General features: G+C 64.6%; 16 protein-coding genes. 6 read left to right on the forward strand and 10 right to left on the reverse strand.

Features of this window, described 5'->3' with window-relative positions; genetic code table 11:
* Positions 1-168 precede the first annotated feature (168 nt).
* From NMG10_RS04175 to NMG10_RS04185, 3 genes are all read right to left on the reverse strand, one after another.
* The gene (locus NMG10_RS04175; RefSeq protein WP_232855468.1) at positions 169-939 is read right to left on the reverse strand and encodes a MetQ/NlpA family ABC transporter substrate-binding protein; all 771 of its coding nucleotides are present in this window, start codon (positions 937-939) and stop codon (positions 169-171) included.
* Between the two features lie 64 nt (positions 940-1,003).
* Positions 1,004-1,675 (reverse strand): methionine ABC transporter permease, encoded by a 672-nt coding sequence (locus NMG10_RS04180; RefSeq protein WP_050703190.1) that lies wholly within the window; start codon positions 1,673-1,675, stop codon positions 1,004-1,006.
* Positions 1,675-2,682 (reverse strand): methionine ABC transporter ATP-binding protein, encoded by a 1,008-nt coding sequence (locus tag NMG10_RS04185; RefSeq protein WP_203649148.1) that lies wholly within the window; start codon positions 2,680-2,682, stop codon positions 1,675-1,677. Before NMG10_RS04185 ends, NMG10_RS04180 begins: the two co-directional genes overlap by 1 nt.
* 211 nt (positions 2,683-2,893) lie before the next feature.
* Between NMG10_RS04185 and katE the strand changes: the two genes are divergently transcribed.
* On the forward strand, positions 2,894-5,038 hold the full coding sequence (gene katE / locus NMG10_RS04190) for a catalase HPII (RefSeq protein WP_254463863.1): 2,145 nt from the start codon (positions 2,894-2,896) through the stop codon (positions 5,036-5,038).
* 135 nt (positions 5,039-5,173) lie between these two features.
* Here the strand turns inward: katE and NMG10_RS04195 are convergent, their stop codons facing one another.
* From NMG10_RS04195 to zur, 4 genes are all read right to left on the reverse strand, one after another.
* The gene (locus NMG10_RS04195; protein ID WP_203649144.1) at positions 5,174-5,881 is read right to left on the reverse strand and encodes a PA5502 family lipoprotein; all 708 of its coding nucleotides are present in this window, start codon (positions 5,879-5,881) and stop codon (positions 5,174-5,176) included.
* A 129-nt stretch (positions 5,882-6,010) separates the two neighbouring features.
* Positions 6,011-6,793 (reverse strand): zinc ABC transporter permease subunit ZnuB, encoded by a 783-nt coding sequence (gene znuB / locus NMG10_RS04200; protein ID WP_203649142.1) that lies wholly within the window; start codon positions 6,791-6,793, stop codon positions 6,011-6,013.
* Entirely contained in the window at positions 6,786-7,559 is a 774-nt protein-coding gene (gene znuC, locus NMG10_RS04205) for a zinc ABC transporter ATP-binding protein ZnuC (RefSeq protein ID WP_203649140.1), read from the reverse strand. Before znuC ends, znuB begins: the two co-directional genes overlap by 8 nt.
* On the reverse strand, positions 7,556-8,041 hold the full coding sequence (gene zur / locus NMG10_RS04210) for a Fur family transcriptional regulator (protein ID WP_203649138.1): 486 nt from the start codon (positions 8,039-8,041) through the stop codon (positions 7,556-7,558). Before zur ends, znuC begins: the two co-directional genes overlap by 4 nt.
* Before the next feature lie 18 nt (positions 8,042-8,059).
* Here zur and NMG10_RS04215 point away from each other — a divergent pair, with 18 nt between their 5' ends.
* Entirely contained in the window at positions 8,060-9,016 is a 957-nt protein-coding gene (locus NMG10_RS04215) for a zinc ABC transporter substrate-binding protein (protein ID WP_254463864.1), read from the forward strand.
* A gap of 111 nt (positions 9,017-9,127) precedes the next feature.
* Here the strand turns inward: NMG10_RS04215 and NMG10_RS04220 are convergent, their stop codons facing one another.
* A complete protein-coding gene (locus NMG10_RS04220; protein ID WP_254463865.1) occupies positions 9,128-10,078 on the reverse strand; it encodes a homoserine kinase in 951 nt (316 codons plus the stop codon).
* Positions 10,079-10,149: 71 nt separating this feature from the next.
* The gene (locus NMG10_RS04225; RefSeq protein ID WP_050703199.1) at positions 10,150-10,437 is read right to left on the reverse strand and encodes a DUF2782 domain-containing protein; all 288 of its coding nucleotides are present in this window, start codon (positions 10,435-10,437) and stop codon (positions 10,150-10,152) included.
* 74 nt (positions 10,438-10,511) lie between these two features.
* Here NMG10_RS04225 and polA point away from each other — a divergent pair, with 74 nt between their 5' ends.
* Positions 10,512-13,262 carry a DNA polymerase I gene (gene polA, locus NMG10_RS04230; protein WP_254463866.1) on the forward strand — a complete coding sequence of 917 codons (2,751 nt, stop codon included), beginning with the start codon at positions 10,512-10,514 and terminating at the stop codon, positions 13,260-13,262.
* Positions 13,263-13,663: 401 nt separating this feature from the next.
* Here the strand turns inward: polA and yihA are convergent, their stop codons facing one another.
* Positions 13,664-14,296 carry a ribosome biogenesis GTP-binding protein YihA/YsxC gene (gene yihA, locus NMG10_RS04235; protein ID WP_203649117.1) on the reverse strand — a complete coding sequence of 211 codons (633 nt, stop codon included), beginning with the start codon at positions 14,294-14,296 and terminating at the stop codon, positions 13,664-13,666.
* Positions 14,297-14,504: 208 nt separating this feature from the next.
* On the opposite strand from yihA, the gene NMG10_RS04240 reads away from it, so the two are divergent.
* From NMG10_RS04240 to dsbA, 3 genes are all read left to right on the forward strand, one after another.
* Positions 14,505-14,807 carry a cytochrome c5 family protein gene (locus tag NMG10_RS04240; protein ID WP_050703202.1) on the forward strand — a complete coding sequence of 101 codons (303 nt, stop codon included), beginning with the start codon at positions 14,505-14,507 and terminating at the stop codon, positions 14,805-14,807.
* Positions 14,808-14,838: 31 nt separating this feature from the next.
* Complete coding sequence (locus tag NMG10_RS04245) at positions 14,839-15,456, forward strand: cytochrome c (RefSeq protein ID WP_186712198.1); 618 nt, start codon at positions 14,839-14,841, stop codon at positions 15,454-15,456.
* 382 nt (positions 15,457-15,838) lie between these two features.
* Positions 15,839-16,474, forward strand: a complete 636-nt coding sequence (gene dsbA / locus NMG10_RS04250) for a thiol:disulfide interchange protein DsbA (protein WP_050703203.1) — start codon at positions 15,839-15,841, stop codon at positions 16,472-16,474.
* Positions 16,475-16,480 lie beyond the last annotated feature (6 nt).

Consider the following 16,480-nt stretch of genomic DNA (forward strand, 5'->3'; position numbering starts at 1 on the left):
TTTTTTAATGATACGGCGACCACCGAGATCTACACCTACCGCGTTTCGTCGGCAGCGTCAGATGTGTATAAGAGACAGGCACAAGGCCGCTCCTACAGGAGATTGCATTCCTCTGTAGGAGCGGCCTTGTGCCGCGATGGGCCGCAGAGCGGCCCCAGGGATGTCAGATCAGAACGCCGGAATCACCGCGCCCTTGTACTTCTCGGTGATGAACTGCTTCACCTCAGGCGAGTGCAGGGCCGCGGCCAGCTTCTTCATGGCATCGGCGTCCTTGTTGTCCGGACGCGCCACCAGGATGTTCACGTAGGGCGAATCGCTGCCTTCGATCACCAGCGCGTCCTTCTCCGGGTTCAGCTTGGCTTCCAGCGCATAGTTGGTGTTGATCAGCGCCAGGTCGACCTGGGTCAGCACGCGTGGAATGGTGGCCGCTTCCAGCTCGCGGAATTTCAGCTTCTTGTCGTTGCCGGTGATGTCCTTCACGGTCGACAGGATGTTGTTGCTGTCCTTGAGCTTGATCACGCCAGCCTTGTCCAGCAGCAACAAGGCACGGCCGCCGTTGGTGGCGTCGTTGGGGATGACCACGGTGGCGCCGGATGGCAGTTCGTCGAGCTTCTTGTACTTGCTCGAGTAGGCGCCCAGCGGCTCCAGGTGCACGCCGGCAACGCTGACCAGCTGGGTGCCCTTGGCCTTGTTGAACTCATCCAGGTACGGCTGGTGCTGGAAGAAGTTGGCGTCCAGGCGTTTTTCGGCCACCTGCACGTTCGGCTGGATGTAGTCGGTGAACTCCTTGACCTTCAGCTCCACGCCCTCCTTCGCCAGCTGCGGCTGGACGAACTTGAGGATCTCGGCGTGCGGCACCGGGGTGGCGGCGACGGTCAGGGTCTCGGCGTGGGCCGAGAAGGCCGCGACGGCGGCGACAACAGCAAGCAGCTTCTTCATTGATCACTCCTTGTGAGGGCCGCGACGGCCCCCGAACGGGTCGGCCAGGCCGACCCCATTGGGGTTATTTACGGGAAAAATGCACGACCAGCTTGTCACCGACGCTCTGCAGCACCTGCACCAGGATCAGCAGCAGGACCACGGTGACCACCATCACGTCGGTCTGGAAACGCTGGTAGCCGAAGCGGATGGCCAGGTCACCCAGGCCGCCCGCGCCCACCACACCGGCCATGGCGGTGTACGAGACCAGGGTGATGGCGGTGACGGTGATCGCCGCGAAGATGCCCGGACGGGCCTCAGGCAGCAAGGCGTTGGTGATGATCTGGCGGGTGGTGGCGCCCATCGACTGGGTGGCTTCGATGATGCCGCGATCCACCTCGCGCAGGGCGGTTTCCACCAGGCGCGCGAAGAACGGCGTGGCCCCCACCACCAGCGGAGGAATCGCCCCCGCAACACCCAGCGAGGTGCCGGTGATCAGCACGGTGATCGGGATCATCACGATCAGCAGGATGATGAACGGCAGCGAGCGCAGGATGTTCACCACCAGCGACAGCAGCGCGTAGACGCCCTTCTGCTCGAACATCTGCCGCGGCCCGCAGAGGAACAGCAGCACGCCCAGCGGCAGGCCCAGCAGCACGGTGAAGAACAGCGAGCCGAACAGCATGATCATGGTGTCGATGCTGGCCAGCCAGATTTCGGCCCAGTCGACGTTGGCGAAGAAATTCAGGGCGTCCATCAACGCAGTACCTCCATATGTACGTCAGCTGCAGTGAAGCGGGCGAATGCCGCGTCCATGTCTCCGCCGATCAGGGCGAGGGTCAGCTGGCCATAGGGAATGTCCTTGATGCGGTCGATGCGTCCGGCCAGAATGCTGTAGTCGACACCGGTTTCGCGGGCCACGGTGCCCAGCAGCGGCGCGTAGGTGGCGCAGCCCTGGAACGTCAGGCGCACGATGCGGCCCGGCACATGGGCGAAGTCGTCGCGTTGCTCGTTCTCGTCGACCTGCTCGTCCTCCTGGACGAAGCGCCGGGTGGTGGCGTGCTGCGGGTGCAGGAACACGTCGGCCACCGGGCCGGCCTCGACGATCTGCCCGGCGTCCATCACCGCCACGCGGTCGCAGACCCGGCGGATCACGTCCATCTCGTGGGTGATCAGCACGATGGTCAGCTTCAGCTCGCGGTTGATCTCGGCCAGCAGTTGCAGCACCGAGGCGGTGGTCTGCGGGTCGAGGGCGCTGGTGGCCTCGTCGCACAGCAGGATCTTCGGGTTGGTGGACAAGGCGCGGGCGATGCCGACGCGCTGCTTCTGTCCGCCCGACAGCTGTGCCGGATACTTCTTCGCGTGCTCGGACAGGCCGACGCGGGCCAGCAGCTCGGTGACGCGCTTGTCGATCTCGCCACGCGGCAACTCGCCGGCCAGCACCAGCGGCAGGGCGACGTTGTCGGCGACGGTCTTGGACGCCAGCAGGTTGAAGTGCTGGAAGATCATCCCGACCTGCTGGCGGAAGCGGCGCAGCTGGTTGGCGTCGAAGGCGGTGACGTCCTCGCCGTCGACCACGATCTTGCCGCCGGACGGCTCCTCGAGGCGGTTGATCAGACGCAGCATGGTGCTCTTGCCGGCACCGGAGTGGCCGATCAGGCCGAACACCTGGCCATCTTCGATGGTCAGGCTGGTCGGGTTCAGGGCCGGGATATCCCTACCGGCGACGCGGTAGGTCTTGTGGACATTTTGAAACTCGATCACTGAGCGAACCTTGTGGGGCGCATGGAATTTGGGTCAGCGGTTAGCCGGGGTCGCGCATTTTAGCCTTTTCCCCTGCCTGTTCTTAGCATTAATTTCGCAATGCTCCAATCCAATCGGCATATCGCGACGGTCGGCAATCCGATTGAACGCATCCGACGGCCTCCCAGTCATCTACTTGAACAAGCCCGAGTACTGATGAGGAGAGCCGAAGATGCCCAGCAAGAAGCCCCAGGCGCCGCAGCCGAGCCCGGTCGCGGGCACCGAAACCCCCGACAAGGCCAACACCAACGCCAAGTTGCAGAGCCTGGAAGCCTTTCGCAGCGACGCCAGCGGCCAGGCGCTGCGCACCAACCAGGGCGTGAGAATCGCCGACAACCAGAACAGCCTCAAGGCCGGCGCCCGTGGGCCTTCGTTGCTCGAAGACTTCATCATGCGTGAGAAGATCACCCACTTCGACCATGAGCGCATACCGGAACGCATCGTCCACGCCCGGGGCTGTGGCGCCCACGGCTATTTCCAGAGCTACGGCTGCCATGGCGAACTGACCAAGGCCGGTTTCCTGCAGGATCCCGAGAAGATCACCCCGGTGTTCGTGCGTTTTTCCACCGTGCAGGGGCCACGCGGCTCGGGCGACACGGTGCGTGACGTGCGGGGCTTCGCGGTGAAGTTCTACACCGACGAGGGCAACTTCGACCTGGTCGGCAACAACATGCCGGTGTTCTTCATCCAGGACGCGATCAAGTTTCCCGACTTCGTCCACGCGGTGAAACCCGAGCCGCACAACGAGATGCCCACCGGCGGCTCGGCCCACGACACCTTCTGGGACTTCGTCTCGCTGGTGCCGGAGTCGGCGCACATGGTCATGTGGGCCATGTCCGACCGCGCCATCCCGCGCAGCTTGCGGATGATGGAAGGCTTTGGCGTGCATACCTTCCGCCTGGTCAACGCCGAGGGCGTGGCCAGCTTCGTCAAGTTCCACTGGAAGCCGCGCCAGGGGGTGCACTCGGTGTTGTGGGACGAGGCGCAGAAGCTGGCGGGCAAGGATACCGACTACCACCGCCGCGACCTGTGGGAGGCCATCGAGACCGGCCATTATCCGGAGTGGGAGTTGGGTGTGCAGATCATCCCTGAAGCCGATGAGCACACATTCGACTTCGACCTGCTCGACCCGACCAAGCTCATCCCCGAAGAGCTGGTACCGGTGACTCCGCTTGGCAGGATGGTGCTCGACCGCAACCCCGACAATTTCTTTGCCGAGGTCGAACAGATCGCCTTCTGCCCAGGGCATATCGTGCCGGGCATCGACTTCAGCAACGACCCGCTGCTGCAGGGCCGGCTGTTCTCCTACACCGACACCCAGATCAGCCGCCTGGGTGGGCCGAACTTCCATGAGATCCCGATCAACCGCCCCATCGCCCCCAACCACAGCAGCCAGCGCGATGCCATGCATCGAATGACCCTCGACAAGGGCCGCGCCGCCTACGAGCCCAACTCCATCGATGGCGGCTGGCCGCAGGAGACGCCGCCCGCCGCGCGGGACGGTGGCTTCGAGAGCTATGAGGAGCGTATCGATGCCCACAAGATCCGCCAGCGCAGCGCGTCGTTCGGCGATCATTTTTCCCAGGCCCGGCTGTTCTTCCAGAGCATGAGCCCGACGGAGCAGCAGCACATCATCAAGGCCTACAGCTTCGAGCTGGGCAAGGTCGAGCGCGAGGCGATTCGCGCCCGGGAAGTGAACGAGATCCTTGCCAACATCGACCTCAAGCTGGCGGCGGCGGTGGCGGCCAACCTCGGGTTGCCGGCGCCCAAGGCCGGCACGGTCAAGGTGAAAGGCAGCAAGCCCTCGCAGTCAAAGGCCTTGAGCCAGATGAGCCATCCCGGTGGGATCGGCATCAGTGGGCGCAAGGTCGCCATTCTGGTTGCCGATGGCGTGGATGCTGGCAGCGTCGACAAGGTTGTGAAGGCGCTGGAGGCCAAGAGCGCCCGCCCCGTGCTGTTGGGCCCGACCTCGGCACCGGTCAAGGCTGCCGATGGCACGCCACTGCCGATGGATGCCTCCATGGAAGGCATGCCGTCGGTGATGTTCGATGGCGTGTGGGTGCCGGCGGGCAAGGCTTCGCTGGAGGCGCTGGAGAAAAGCGGCGTGGCCAGGCATTTCCTGCTGGAGGCCTACAAGCACCTCAAGCCCATTGGGGTGACCAGCGAGGGCAAGCTGCTGCTGAACAAGCTGGGGCTGAAGGAGGATGCGGGGCTGTTGCTGGGGGATGGGCAGAAGGCGTTCGATGGGTTCTTCAAGGCGCTTGAAGGGCACCGGGTGTGGGCGCGGGAGGCGGCTGCAGAGGCGATACCAGCGTAGGAATCAGCCCTTTCAGTGTCGATATGGTGCTCGGCATTGGAAATGCCGGGGCTGCTTTGCAGCCCTTTCGCGGGGCAAGCCCGCTCCTACAGGGATCGCATAACCCCTGTAGGAGCGGGCTTGCCCCGCGATTGTTCACTGCTGATGGGGGATCAAGACCACCTGCGCCGGCAGCGAACGCTGGATCTCATGTTTTTGCTCAAGCTCGAAACCACTGTCGAGCTTGCGCACGCGCTTCTCCAGCAGGGTCTTGAGCCACGGCGCGTCCTGGGTGCGTGGCACCTGGAACACCACCTCGCACTGGTAGTTCACCACATCGGCGGCGATGTCATCCAACTGGCGGCGCATCGCCCGGCTGTCGGTGGTCTTCAACGCCACGACGGTGCTGGGCGCGGTCGGGTCGATGACCCGGGCCTTGGGCTTGGACTCGGCCGCCTTCAGCGCCGCCTCGGCCTTTTCCAGCTCGGCCTTGCGCGCCTGGGCCATGGCATCGCCGCCAGTCAGGGCTGGTGCCTGGGGCATCAGCGCCCGGGCGCGGGCCAGCGCGGTGGCGGCGGCATTCACATCGCCCTTTTGCAGGACGATGCGGCTGCGTTGCAGGTAGGCCTCGGCCAGCTGGCGCTGGTGCGGCTCGAGGCGCGCATCGCCTGGTGCCTGGGCCTGCAGCGCGGCCAGCTGGTCCTCGGCGGTGGCCAGTTCGTTGCTGGCGATGCTCTGTTCCAGCTGCTGCCAGGCATCCGGCTGGGCAGGCGCGACCGGCTGCTCGGCCGGCTTGCTGGAGCAGGCGGCCAGGAACAGGGAAAACGCGGCAACAAGCAGATAACGTGAGGCGAACGGCTTCATTCCTGCGACTCTCTATTTGCGCAAAAAGCGAGCAAGTCTACACCCAGGTGCGCACGCTCGAAAACTGGTCTTGTCAGACCTGCAAGCGATGAAAAGGTTGCAGGGCGCGTCAGCAGGCGCCCTGGAATCTCAGCGTTTCGGCAACGCCAGGCTCAGCAAGAATAGCACTGCCGCACAGACCACGATCGAAGGCCCGGCCGGGGTGTCCTTGAACCAGGACAGCGCCAGGCCGCCACAGACCGCGGTAACCCCCAGCAGGCTGGCGCCCACGGCCATCTGCTCTGGCGAGCGGGCGTGACGCTGTGCCGCGGCGGCCGGGATGATCAGCAGCGAGGTGATCAGCAGCACGCCGACGATCTTCATTGCCACCGCGATCACCACGGCGATCAGCAGCATCAGCGCCAGGCGCAGGCCGGCCACGGGAAGGCCCTCGACCCTCGCCAGCTCCTCGTGCACGGTGACCGCCAGCAGCGGCCGCCAGAACATCGCCAGCAGTACCAGCACCAGCGCGCTGCCACCGAGGATCCAGGCCAGGTCGGTGGTGCTGATCGCCAGCAGGTCGCCGAACAGGTAGGCCATCAGGTCGATGCGCACATCGTGCATGAAGCTCAGCACCACCAGGCCCAGCGACAGGGTGCTGGGGGCGAGGATGCCGAGCAGGGTGTCCGAGGCCAGTGGCTGGCGCTGTTGCAGGGTCACCAGCAGGATCGCCAGCAACAGGCAGCCGACGGTCACCGCCAGCGCCGGGCTGACGTCCAGGGCAAAGCCCAGCGCCACGCCGAGCAGCGCGGCGTGGGACAGGGTGTCGCCGAAGTAGGCCATGCGCCGCCAGACCACGAAGGAGCCCAGGGGGCCGGCGACAAGTGCCAGCGACAGGCCGGCAAGCAGGGCGTAGAGAAGAAAATCAGCCATGCTTGCAGTGCTCTCCGTGGACATGGGCGCCGGGGGCGATCACCGAGCCGTGCAGGTCGTGGCTGTGATCGTGATGGTGGTGGTAGACGGCCAGGCTCTTGGCATTCTGGCCGAACAGCTCGACGAAGGCCGGGTCGTTGCTGACCTGCTCCGGATGGCCCGAACAGCAGACGTGGCGGTTGAGGCAGACCACCTGGTCGGTGGCGCTCATCACCAGGTGCAGGTCGTGGGAGACCATCAGCACGCCGCAGCCATGACGGTCGCGCAGGCGGGTGATGAGGTTGTACAGCTCGGTCTGGCCGACTACGTCGACGCCCTGCACCGGCTCGTCCAGCACCAGCAGCTCGGGTTCGCGCAACAGGGCGCGGGCCAGCAGCACGCGCTGCATCTCGCCGCCGGAGACGGTCTGGATCGGGCTGTCGATCACCTGCTCGGCGCCGACTTCCTGCAGCGCCGCCAAGGCTGCCGCGCGGTCTACCCCGGGCACCAGGCGCAGAAAGCGCAGCACCGACAGCGGCAGCGTGGCGTCTACCTGGATCTTCTGCGGCATGTAGCCGATGCGCAGCTTCGGCTTGCGCCACACCTTGCCGCGGTGTGGTTTGAGCAGGCCGAGCACGGCGCGTACCAGGGTGGTCTTGCCGGCGCCGTTGGGGCCGATCAGGGTGACGATCTGCCCCGGCGCGACGGCCAGGTCGATGCTGTCGAGCACCGCTTCGCCACCGAAGTTGACGCCGACCTGCTCGAGGCGGATCAGGGCGTCGCTCATGCCTTGCCCCGGCAGTTGCCACACAGGCCGACCACTTCGACCGTCTGCGTCTCGACGGCGAAGCCCACGGCCTTGGCGCTGCTGACGATGGCGTCGCTGATGCTGTGTTGCTCCAGCTCGATGGCCACATGGCAGGCGCGGCAGATCAGGAACTGGCCCTGGTGCGCATGCTCGGGATGGCTGCAGCCGATGAAGGCGTTGAGCGAGGCGATGCGGTGCACCAGGCCGTTCTCCAGCAGGAAGTCCAGCGCCCGATAGACGGTCGGTGGCGCGGCGCGGCGGCCGTCCTGCTCGCTGAGCACGGCGAGGATGTCGTAGGCACCCAGCGGCTTGTGGCTCTGCCACACCAGCTCCAGCACGCGGCGGCGCAGGGCGGTCAGGCGCAGGCCCTGACGGTTGCACAGCGCGTCGGCCTCGGCCAGCGCACTGTGGACGCAGTGGGAATGATCGTGGGGACGGTGGGCCAGCGGCGTGATGGACATGGGCAGCGACGGTTCAGGATGGAGACGTTATTATGTTACCTGTTTCTGACGACCCGAGTATCCACCGTGTCCCGATTCCTTGCCCTGTTTGTCGCTTTCATCTCTTTTTCGGCCCACGCCGACGTGCGCGTGCTGACCAGCATCAAGCCCCTGCAGCAGATTGCCGCCGCCGTTCAGGACGGTGTCGGCAGCCCTGACGTGCTGCTGCCGCCGGGCGCCTCCCCGCACAACTACGCGCTGCGCCCCTCCGACGTGCGCAAGGTCGCCGATGCCGACCTGCTGTACTGGATCGGCCCGGACATGGAAGGCTTCCTGCCCCGCGTGCTGAAGAGCCGCGCCAAGCCGACCGTGGCCGTGCAGTCGCTGTCGGGCCTGCAACTGCGTCACTTCGGCGAGGACAGCCACTCCCATGACGAGGAAGACCACGACGATCACGACCATGACCACCGTCCGGGCAGCCTCGATGCGCACCTGTGGCTGTCGTCGGTGAATGCCCGGGTGATCGCGACGAAGATGGTCGGTGACCTGGCGACAGCGGATCCGGCCAATGCGCCGCGCTACCAGGCCAACCTCAAGCTGTTCATCGAGCGCATGGATGCCCTGGATGGGCGGATCAAGCAGCGGGTGGCGGGGATCGCCGGCAAGCCGTACTTCGTGTTCCATGAAGCCTTCGATTACTTCGAGGCCGCCTATGACCTGAAGCACGCCGGCGTGTTCAGTGTCGCCGCGGAAGTGCAGCCGGGCGCACAGCATGTCGCCGCCATGCGCAAGCGCCTGCAGGCGGTGGGCAAGACCTGTGTGTTCAGCGAGCCGCCGCTGCGCCCGCGCCTGGCCGAGACGCTGACGGCCGGGTTGCCGGTGCGCCTGGCGGAGCTGGATGCGCTGGGTGGGAGCGATGCGGTGGATGCCAGGGGCTATGAGCGTTTGCTGGAGAAACTGGGCAGCGACCTGGCCGGTTGCCTGGAACAGTTCTAACGCCTGGGCTGGCCCTTTCGCGGGTAAACCCGCTCCCACAGGCTTCGCGCCGAAGTTGAAGTCAGCGGGGTTCCTGTGGGAGCGGGTTTACCCGCGAAGAAGCGGACGCGGTTACAAGGCAAACGGCAGGTGCAATGCCACCTGCTGACGCTGCGCCAGGCGCACTTCGAACTCGCTTGGGTCATGGATCATCACGTCCATCCCGGCGAACGCCTGCGCCGCGATCAGGCGCGACAGCCAGAAGCGCACGCAGGCCACCCGCAGCATCACCGGCCACAGCTCGGCCTCGGCGGCAGTGAACGGCCGCAGCGCCGCATAGGCGCCCAACAGGGCCTGGGCGCGTGGCAGGTCGATGCCGCCCTGCTCGTCCAGGCACCAGTCGTTCACGGTGATGGCGATGTCGTACAGCATCGGCCCGGAACAGGCGTTGTAGAAGTCGATCAACCCGGTCAGGTGGGTGCCTTCGAACATCACGTTGTCTCGGAACAGGTCGGCGTGCAGGTTGGCCTTGGGCAGGGCGAGGATCTGCGCCTTGTGCGCGGTGATTTCCGCCAGTGCCGGCTGCAACAGCCCTGTCTGTTCCCGGTTCAGGCCCGGCAGCAGCTGGGCGCCAGATTCCAGCATCCAGTCCAGGCCACGGTCGGTGCGGCGCTCGATGATGTGCTCGCGGGTGGCCAGGTGGATATGCGCCAACAGCTCGCCGACCTGGGCGCAGTGCTGGTTGTTCGGAGCCTTGATGTGCTTGCCCGAAAGCCGTGGCTGCAGAAGAGCCGGCTTGCCGCACAGTTCGCGCAGGCCGTTGCCGTCGCGGTCGCGCACGGCGTAGGGCACCGGCATGTCGGCAGCGTGCAGCACGTCGAGCAGTTCGATGAAGAACGGCATGTCTTCAGCCGGCCCGCGCTCGATCAGTGTGAGGACGAACTCCCCCTTTTCCAGGCTGACGAAGAAATTGCTGTTCTCGGTACCGGCGGCGATGCCCTGGAAGTCGAGCAGGCGACCCAGCTCGTACGGCGCCAGAAAGGTTTCCAGCTCAGGCCGGGACACAGGGGTGAAGACTGACATGTTGAAGAATTGCCCATGCGGGCACTTCCGCCGGAAGTGCCTGGTTGATAAGAACGATACGCGTTACTAGCTTACCACTCGAAGATCTTCCAGGACGGAATCAGCATGTCCGGCTGGTCGGAACGAATGAAATTGCCTTCGGAGCCATCGGCGCGTACCAGGAAATAAGGCTTGCCGTTCTTCGGCGTGACCTTGATCGCATACAGGAAGCCGTTTTGACGGTACTCCTGGATGGTCTTGTCGCCTTCCGTGCGAATGGTTACATCGGGATCGGCCGATGGGGCTTCGTCCGCCGCCAGGGTGACGACCGGCATGGTGGCCAGCAGACCGAGCAGTAACAGGCGAATGGGTGTGCGCATGATAACCTAGTCCTTTTGTCGTCATTGATCCGGCTATTCTAGCGCCGGACCCGTCGAAAAGGTTGATTCTCCTCATGAGCCAAGCGCCCCTCGTCCTGGTGGACGGTTCGTCCTACCTCTACCGCGCCTTTCACGCGCTGCCGCCGCTGACCACCTCCAAGGGCCTGCCCACCGGCGCGGTCAAGGGCGTGCTGAACATGCTCAAGAGCCTGCGCAAGCAGTACCCGGACAGCCTGTTCGCGGTGGTTTTCGACGCCAAGGGCGGGACCTTCCGCGACGCCATGTTCGCCGAGTACAAGGCTAACCGCCCGAGCATGCCCGACGACCTGCGGGTGCAGGTCGAGCCGCTGCACGCCAGCGTCCGCGCCCTCGGCTACCCGCTGCTGTGCGTCGAAGGCGTGGAGGCCGACGACGTCATCGGCACCCTGGCGCGCAGCAGCGCCGCCGCCGGCCGCCCGGTGATCATCTCGACCGGCGACAAGGACATGGCCCAGTTGGTGGACGGTCACGTCACCCTGGTCAACACCATGACCGGCAGCGTGCTGGACATCGCCGGCGTGCACGAGAAGTTCGGCGTAGGTCCCGAGCACATCATCGACTTCCTCGCCCTGATGGGCGACAAGGTCGACAACATCCCCGGCGTGCCGGGTGTTGGCGAGAAGACCGCGGTCGGCCTGCTGACCGGTATCGGCGGCGGCCTGCGCGACCTGTACGACAACCTCGACAAGGTGCCGGCCCTGGCCATCCGTGGCGCCAAGACCCTGCCGGCCAAGCTCGAGGAGCACCGCGACGCGGCCTTCCTGTCCTACGAGCTGGCGACCATCAAGTGCGATGTCGAGCTGGATGTCGAAGTGGACGCCCTGGTCTGCGGCGAGCCGGACCGCGAGGCGCTGCTGGCGCTGTACACCGAGATGGAGTTCAAGAGCTGGGTGGCCGAGGTCCAGCGCAGCGCGCCCCAGGCCGGTGACAGCGTTGCTGCCGACGTTGAGCCTGTGGCCGAGAAGGTCGAGCCGAAGTACGAGACCATCCTCGACCAGGCGCGTTTCGACGCCTGGCTGGAGAAGCTGCGCCAGGCGCCGCTGTTCGCCTTCGACACCGAGACCACCGGCCTCGACGCGCAGCAGGCGCAACTCGTTGGCCTGTCGTTCGCCGTCGAGCCCCACGAGGCCGCCTATGTGCCGCTGGCCCACGATTACGAAGGCGCCCCCGCCCAGCTCGACCGTGACGCCGTGCTGCTGGCCCTCAAGCCCCTGCTGGAAGACCCGGCCAAGGGCAAGATCGGCCAGAACGCCAAGTACGACATCAATATCCTGGCCAACGGCAGCCCGGCCATCCTGATGCGCGGCGTGGCCTACGACACCATGCTCGAGTCCTACGTGTTCAACTCCACCGCCACTCGCCACGACATGGACAGCCTGGCGCAGAAGTACCTGGACCACTCCACCATCGCTTTCGAGGATATCGCCGGCAAGGGCGCCAAACAGCTGACCTTCAACCAGATTCATCTGGACAAGGCCGGCCCCTATGCCGCCGAGGACGCCGACATCACCCTGCGCCTGCACCACGCGCTGCAGGCGCGCCTGGCCGAGACACCCAGCGTGCAGCCGGTGTTGATGGACATCGAGATGCCGCTGGTACCGGTGCTGGCCCGCATCGAGCGCCAGGGCGCACTGGTGGATGCCGCGCTGCTCAAGGTGCAGAGCGGCGAGCTGGGAACAAAGATGGTCGAGCTGGAACGCGAGGCGTTCGAGCTGGCGGGCGAGACGTTCAACCTGGGTTCGCCCAAGCAGTTGGGGGGGATCCTCTACGACAAGCTGGGCATGCCGGTGCTGAGCAAGACCGCCAAGGGCCAGCCGTCCACCGCCGAGGCGGTGCTCGATGAGCTGGCCGAGCAAGGCTACCCGCTGCCCAAGGTGCTGATGCAGTATCGCAGCCTGAGCAAGCTCAAGAACACCTACACCGACAAGCTGCCCGAGCAGATCAACCCGCGCACCGGACGCATCCACACCTCCTACCAGCAGGCCGTGGCCGCCACCGGGCGCCTGTCGTCCAACGACCCGAACCTGCAGAACATCCCGATCCGTACCGCCGAAGGTCGGCGCATTCGCCAGGCTTTCGTCGCCAGCCCCGGCTACCGCCTGCTGGCGGCGGACTACTCGCAGATCGAGTTGCGCATCATGGCCCACCTGGCCAAGGACGAAGGCCTGCTGCATGCCTTCCGCAATGACCTGGATGTGCACCGCGCCACCGCCGCCGAAGTATTCGGCGTCGCCCTCGAGAATGTCACCAACGACCAGCGCCGCAGCGCCAAGGCGATCAACTTCGGCCTGATCTACGGCATGAGCGCGTTCGGCCTGGCCAAGCAGATCGGCGTCGACCGCAAGCAGTCCCAGGACTACATCGACCGCTACTTCGCCCGTTACCCCGGCGTGCTGGCCTACATGGAGCGCACCCGCGCCCAGGCCGCCGAGCAGGGCTTCGTCGAAACCCTGTTCGGCCGTCGCCTGTACCTGCCGGACATCAACGCCAAGAACCCGGCCCTGCGCAAAGGCGCCGAGCGCACCGCGATCAACGCCCCGATGCAGGGGACCGCGGCGGACATCATCAAGCGCGCCATGGTGGCGGTGGACAACTGGCTGGCCGACAGCAAGCTGGATGCGCGCGTTATCCTGCAGGTGCACGACGAACTGGTGCTCGAAGTGCGCGAGGACCTGGTCGAACGGGTGAAAGATGAAATCCGTGTCCACATGAGTGGTGCGGCGCAGCTGGATGTACCGCTGCTGGTGGAAGTAGGCGTTGGCGCAAATTGGGACGAAGCTCACTAAACGCTGCGTGAAAGCTGTGTAGGATCTGCGGCGTAGTGTCGCGGATCCGGTGCTGGCCTCGGGCCTTAGATCGGGAGTTTCATGAAACTATCGCAAATAGTTTCGAGGGGCTTGGAACTAAACCGGTGAACCGCCACTCAGAGGTACTGAATGGCTGGTGAAGCCTTTCGATGCTCCTATGTTGTGTTAAGTGTTGGCAGATATCTGGACCCCGCCCTAGCGGTCCGGACTTGGACCCCGAACTTCCCCCTCCCCATACGAAGTCCGGGGTTTTTTTTGCCCGGAATTCGGCGTTTTGGCTGGATGCAGACCCTGTGGGAGCGGGTTTACCCGCGAATGCGGCGGTGAACCCAGCATCGCATTCGCGGGTAAACCCGCTCCCACAGAAGTTGTACCAGCCTTCAAGCCACCGGCTTGTCTTCCAGCTCCATCCAGTCCGCCAGCACCCCGTAGGCCTCCTCCAGCCCCAGGCGCTTGGGCGCCGAGAACAGCTGGATGGTCGCCGCATCGCCCCAGCCCTTGCGGATTTCCGCCTGCACCTTGAGCAGGGTGTTCTTGCCGGCGCCGTGGGTGAGCTTGTCGGCCTTGGTCAGCAGGATGTGCATGGGCATGCCGCTGGCCTTGGCCCAGTCGAGCATCATCTTGTCGAAGTCGGTCATCGGGTGGCGGGTGTCCATCATCAGGATCACCCCGCGCAGGCACTCGCGGCTGCCCAGGTAGGCTTCCAGGTGTTTCTGCCAGTGCTGCTTGAGCGGGATCGGCACTTTTGCATAACCGTAGCCCGGCAGGTCGACCAAACGCCGTTCATCGTCCAGACTGAAGAAATTCAGCAGCTGGGTGCGCCCGGGGGTCTTCGAGGTGCGCGCCAGGCTGGCGTGGGTCAGGGTGTTGAGGGCGCTGGATTTACCGGCGTTGGAACGGCCGGCGAAAGCCACCTCGTAACCCTGGTCTTCGGGGCATTGTTCGACCTTGGCGGCGCTGAGGGCGAATTTGGCTTTCTGGCAGAGGCCGAGGATGGGGTTCTTGACTTGCATGGGATTTCCGATGTGGGTGTTGCCCAGCGCTGGAGGCGTAGGACCAGGCCTGGCAAGCGGTGTCGTTTCCGTTTGGCTGGCGGAAGTATATAATGCCCCAGTTTTTGTGTGCTCATTCGCCCAGCGAAGGCAATTGAGCATGGGGTGTCGAACAATAGCTCGCGCAACAGAACGCAGCGCGGCCCCCAACCCTGTCAGGTCGTTTCGCATGGCGAAATGGCTGCTTGCTGTCGGTATGTTCCTGCCGTTTTTCAGCGCACAGGCTACACAGGATCCCGAGGCGTTGTACAACCGCACGTGCGCGGCCTGTCACGCCGGACAACTGCCCCAGGCACCCAAAAGCGGTGACCGGGCGGCCTGGGAGCCAAGGCTGGCGCGAGGCATGGAGCAACTGGTGGTGCATGTTACACAGGGTTTCAAGGCTATGCCGCCGCGTGGATTGTGCATGGACTGCAGTGCCGAGGACTACCGTTTGGTCATCCTTTGGATGAGCGGCAGTCCCGATACATAACATTTCACCCTTAGCCGTGTTGGATTAGCTGATGAACAAACTATTCGTGAGTCTGCTGTTGACCATGGGGGTCGCAGGTGCGGCAACTGCTGCGGGACCCATCAAAGGCGATGCTGCTGCCGGTCAGGCCAAAACAGCTGTCTGTGGGGCCTGCCACAACCCTGACGGCAACAGCCTGGCACCGAACTTCCCGAAACTCGCCGGCCAAGGTGAGCCCTACCTGAACAAGCAGCTGCATGACATCAAGGACGGCAAGCGTACCGTGCTGGAGATGACCGGCATGCTGGCCAACTTCAACGACCAGGACCTGGCCGATATCGCCGCCTACTTCGCCAGCCAGAAAGGCAGCGTGGGCGCCGCCGACCCGAAACTGGTCGAGCGCGGCCGTGCCCTGTTCAATGGCGGCAACCTCGAGAAAGGCATGCCTGCCTGCACCGGTTGTCACTCGCCTAACGGCGCGGGCATCGCCCTGGCGAAATTCCCGCACCTGAGCGGCCAGCACGCGCAGTACGTCGGCAAGCAGCTGACCGACTTCCGCGAAGGCAACCGCACCAACGACGGCGACGCCATGACCATGCGCACCATCGCCGGCAAGCTGAGCAACAAGGACATCGAAGCGCTGTCCAGCTACATTCAGGGCTTGCACTGATCCAGTTGCCTTAGTGAGGGCAACTGCCCTCCAGGGTGTTCGGGATTCACCCTTGCCCGGGTAGGAGCGGTCTTGAGCCGCGAAAGGGCCGCAAAGCGGCCCCGGCGATCGTTGCTAAATGCTGAATATTGGGCTGCTATGCAGCCCTTTCGCGGCACAAGGCCGCTCCTACAGGAATCGCTCAAGGCTTGAGTTTGGTCCGGTCGGGTGGGCGTGAGCCCCGCGTTAACACTCGGTTAATGCATCAGCGCTAAAGATGAAAAGGGCAGCCAAGGCTGCCCTTTTTTCTGTCCATAGCCGTTACACTACAGAACTCGAGCCCTTCCCGACCTGTCATACGCAGGTCGCGTCGAGGCGACCAAAGACTGCTCAGGAGTAAAGCATGCGTAAACTGATTCTCAGCGCCGCGCTGGTCGCCGCCAGCGTATTCGGTATGGCCGCCGTGCAGGCCGCGGAGCCTGCAACCGCTGGCAAGGAATATATCGAGCTGAGCAACCCGGTACCGGTGTCGGTGCCTGGCAAGATCGAAGTCGTCGAGCTGTTCTGGTATGGCTGCCCGCACTGCTACCACTTCGAGCCGGTCATCAACCCTTGGGTCGACAAGCTGCCCAAGGACGTCAACTTCAAGCGCGTACCGGCCATGTTCGGTGGTCCATGGGATGCCCATGGCCAGATGTTCCTGACCCTGGAAGCCATGGGTGTGGAGCACAATGTCCACAACGCGGTGTTCGATGCCATCCAGAACAAGCGCATGCGCCTGACCAAGCCTGAGGAAATGGCCGATTTCCTGGCCACCCAGGGCGTGGACAAGGATAAGTTCCTCGCCACCTTCAACTCCTTTGCCATCAAGGGCCAGGTCAACCAGGCCAAGGAGCTGGCCAAGAAGTACGAGATCACCGGCGTCCCGAGCATGGTCGTCAACGGCAAGTACCGCTTTGACCTGGGCACCGCCCAAGGTCCGGAAGGCGTGCTGAACGTCGCCGACCAACTGATCGCCAAGGAGCGCGCCGCTAAGTAAGCGGCG

The organism is Pseudomonas sp. DVZ6 (assembly GCF_024259445.1).
In the GTDB taxonomy this organism is placed as follows: domain Bacteria; phylum Pseudomonadota; class Gammaproteobacteria; order Pseudomonadales; family Pseudomonadaceae; genus Aquipseudomonas; species Aquipseudomonas peradeniyensis.

Bases quoted from the DNA above. Each gene is read 5' to 3' on its own strand.
- NMG10_RS04175 (WP_232855468.1), bottom strand. From the start codon at position 939: ATGAAGAAGCTGCTTGCTGTTGTCGCCGCCGTCGCGGCCTTCTCGGCC.
- NMG10_RS04180 (WP_050703190.1), bottom strand. From the start codon at position 1,675: ATGGACGCCCTGAATTTCTTCGCCAACGTCGACTGGGCCGAAATCTGG.
- katE (WP_254463863.1), top strand. From the start codon at position 2,894: ATGCCCAGCAAGAAGCCCCAGGCGCCGCAGCCGAGCCCGGTCGCGGGC.
- NMG10_RS04195 (WP_203649144.1), bottom strand. From the start codon at position 5,881: ATGAAGCCGTTCGCCTCACGTTATCTGCTTGTTGCCGCGTTTTCCCTG.
- znuB (WP_203649142.1), bottom strand. From the start codon at position 6,793: ATGGCTGATTTTCTTCTCTACGCCCTGCTTGCCGGCCTGTCGCTGGCA.
- znuC (WP_203649140.1), bottom strand. From the start codon at position 7,559: ATGAGCGACGCCCTGATCCGCCTCGAGCAGGTCGGCGTCAACTTCGGT.
- zur (WP_203649138.1), bottom strand. From the start codon at position 8,041: ATGTCCATCACGCCGCTGGCCCACCGTCCCCACGATCATTCCCACTGC.
- NMG10_RS04215 (WP_254463864.1), top strand. From the start codon at position 8,060: ATGGAGACGTTATTATGTTACCTGTTTCTGACGACCCGAGTATCCACC.
- NMG10_RS04220 (WP_254463865.1), bottom strand. From the start codon at position 10,078: ATGTCAGTCTTCACCCCTGTGTCCCGGCCTGAGCTGGAAACCTTTCTG.
- NMG10_RS04225 (WP_050703199.1), bottom strand. From the start codon at position 10,437: ATGCGCACACCCATTCGCCTGTTACTGCTCGGTCTGCTGGCCACCATG.
- polA (WP_254463866.1), top strand. From the start codon at position 10,512: ATGAGCCAAGCGCCCCTCGTCCTGGTGGACGGTTCGTCCTACCTCTAC.
- yihA (WP_203649117.1), bottom strand. From the start codon at position 14,296: ATGCAAGTCAAGAACCCCATCCTCGGCCTCTGCCAGAAAGCCAAATTC.
- NMG10_RS04240 (WP_050703202.1), top strand. From the start codon at position 14,505: ATGGCGAAATGGCTGCTTGCTGTCGGTATGTTCCTGCCGTTTTTCAGC.
- NMG10_RS04245 (WP_186712198.1), top strand. From the start codon at position 14,839: ATGAACAAACTATTCGTGAGTCTGCTGTTGACCATGGGGGTCGCAGGT.
- dsbA (WP_050703203.1), top strand. From the start codon at position 15,839: ATGCGTAAACTGATTCTCAGCGCCGCGCTGGTCGCCGCCAGCGTATTC.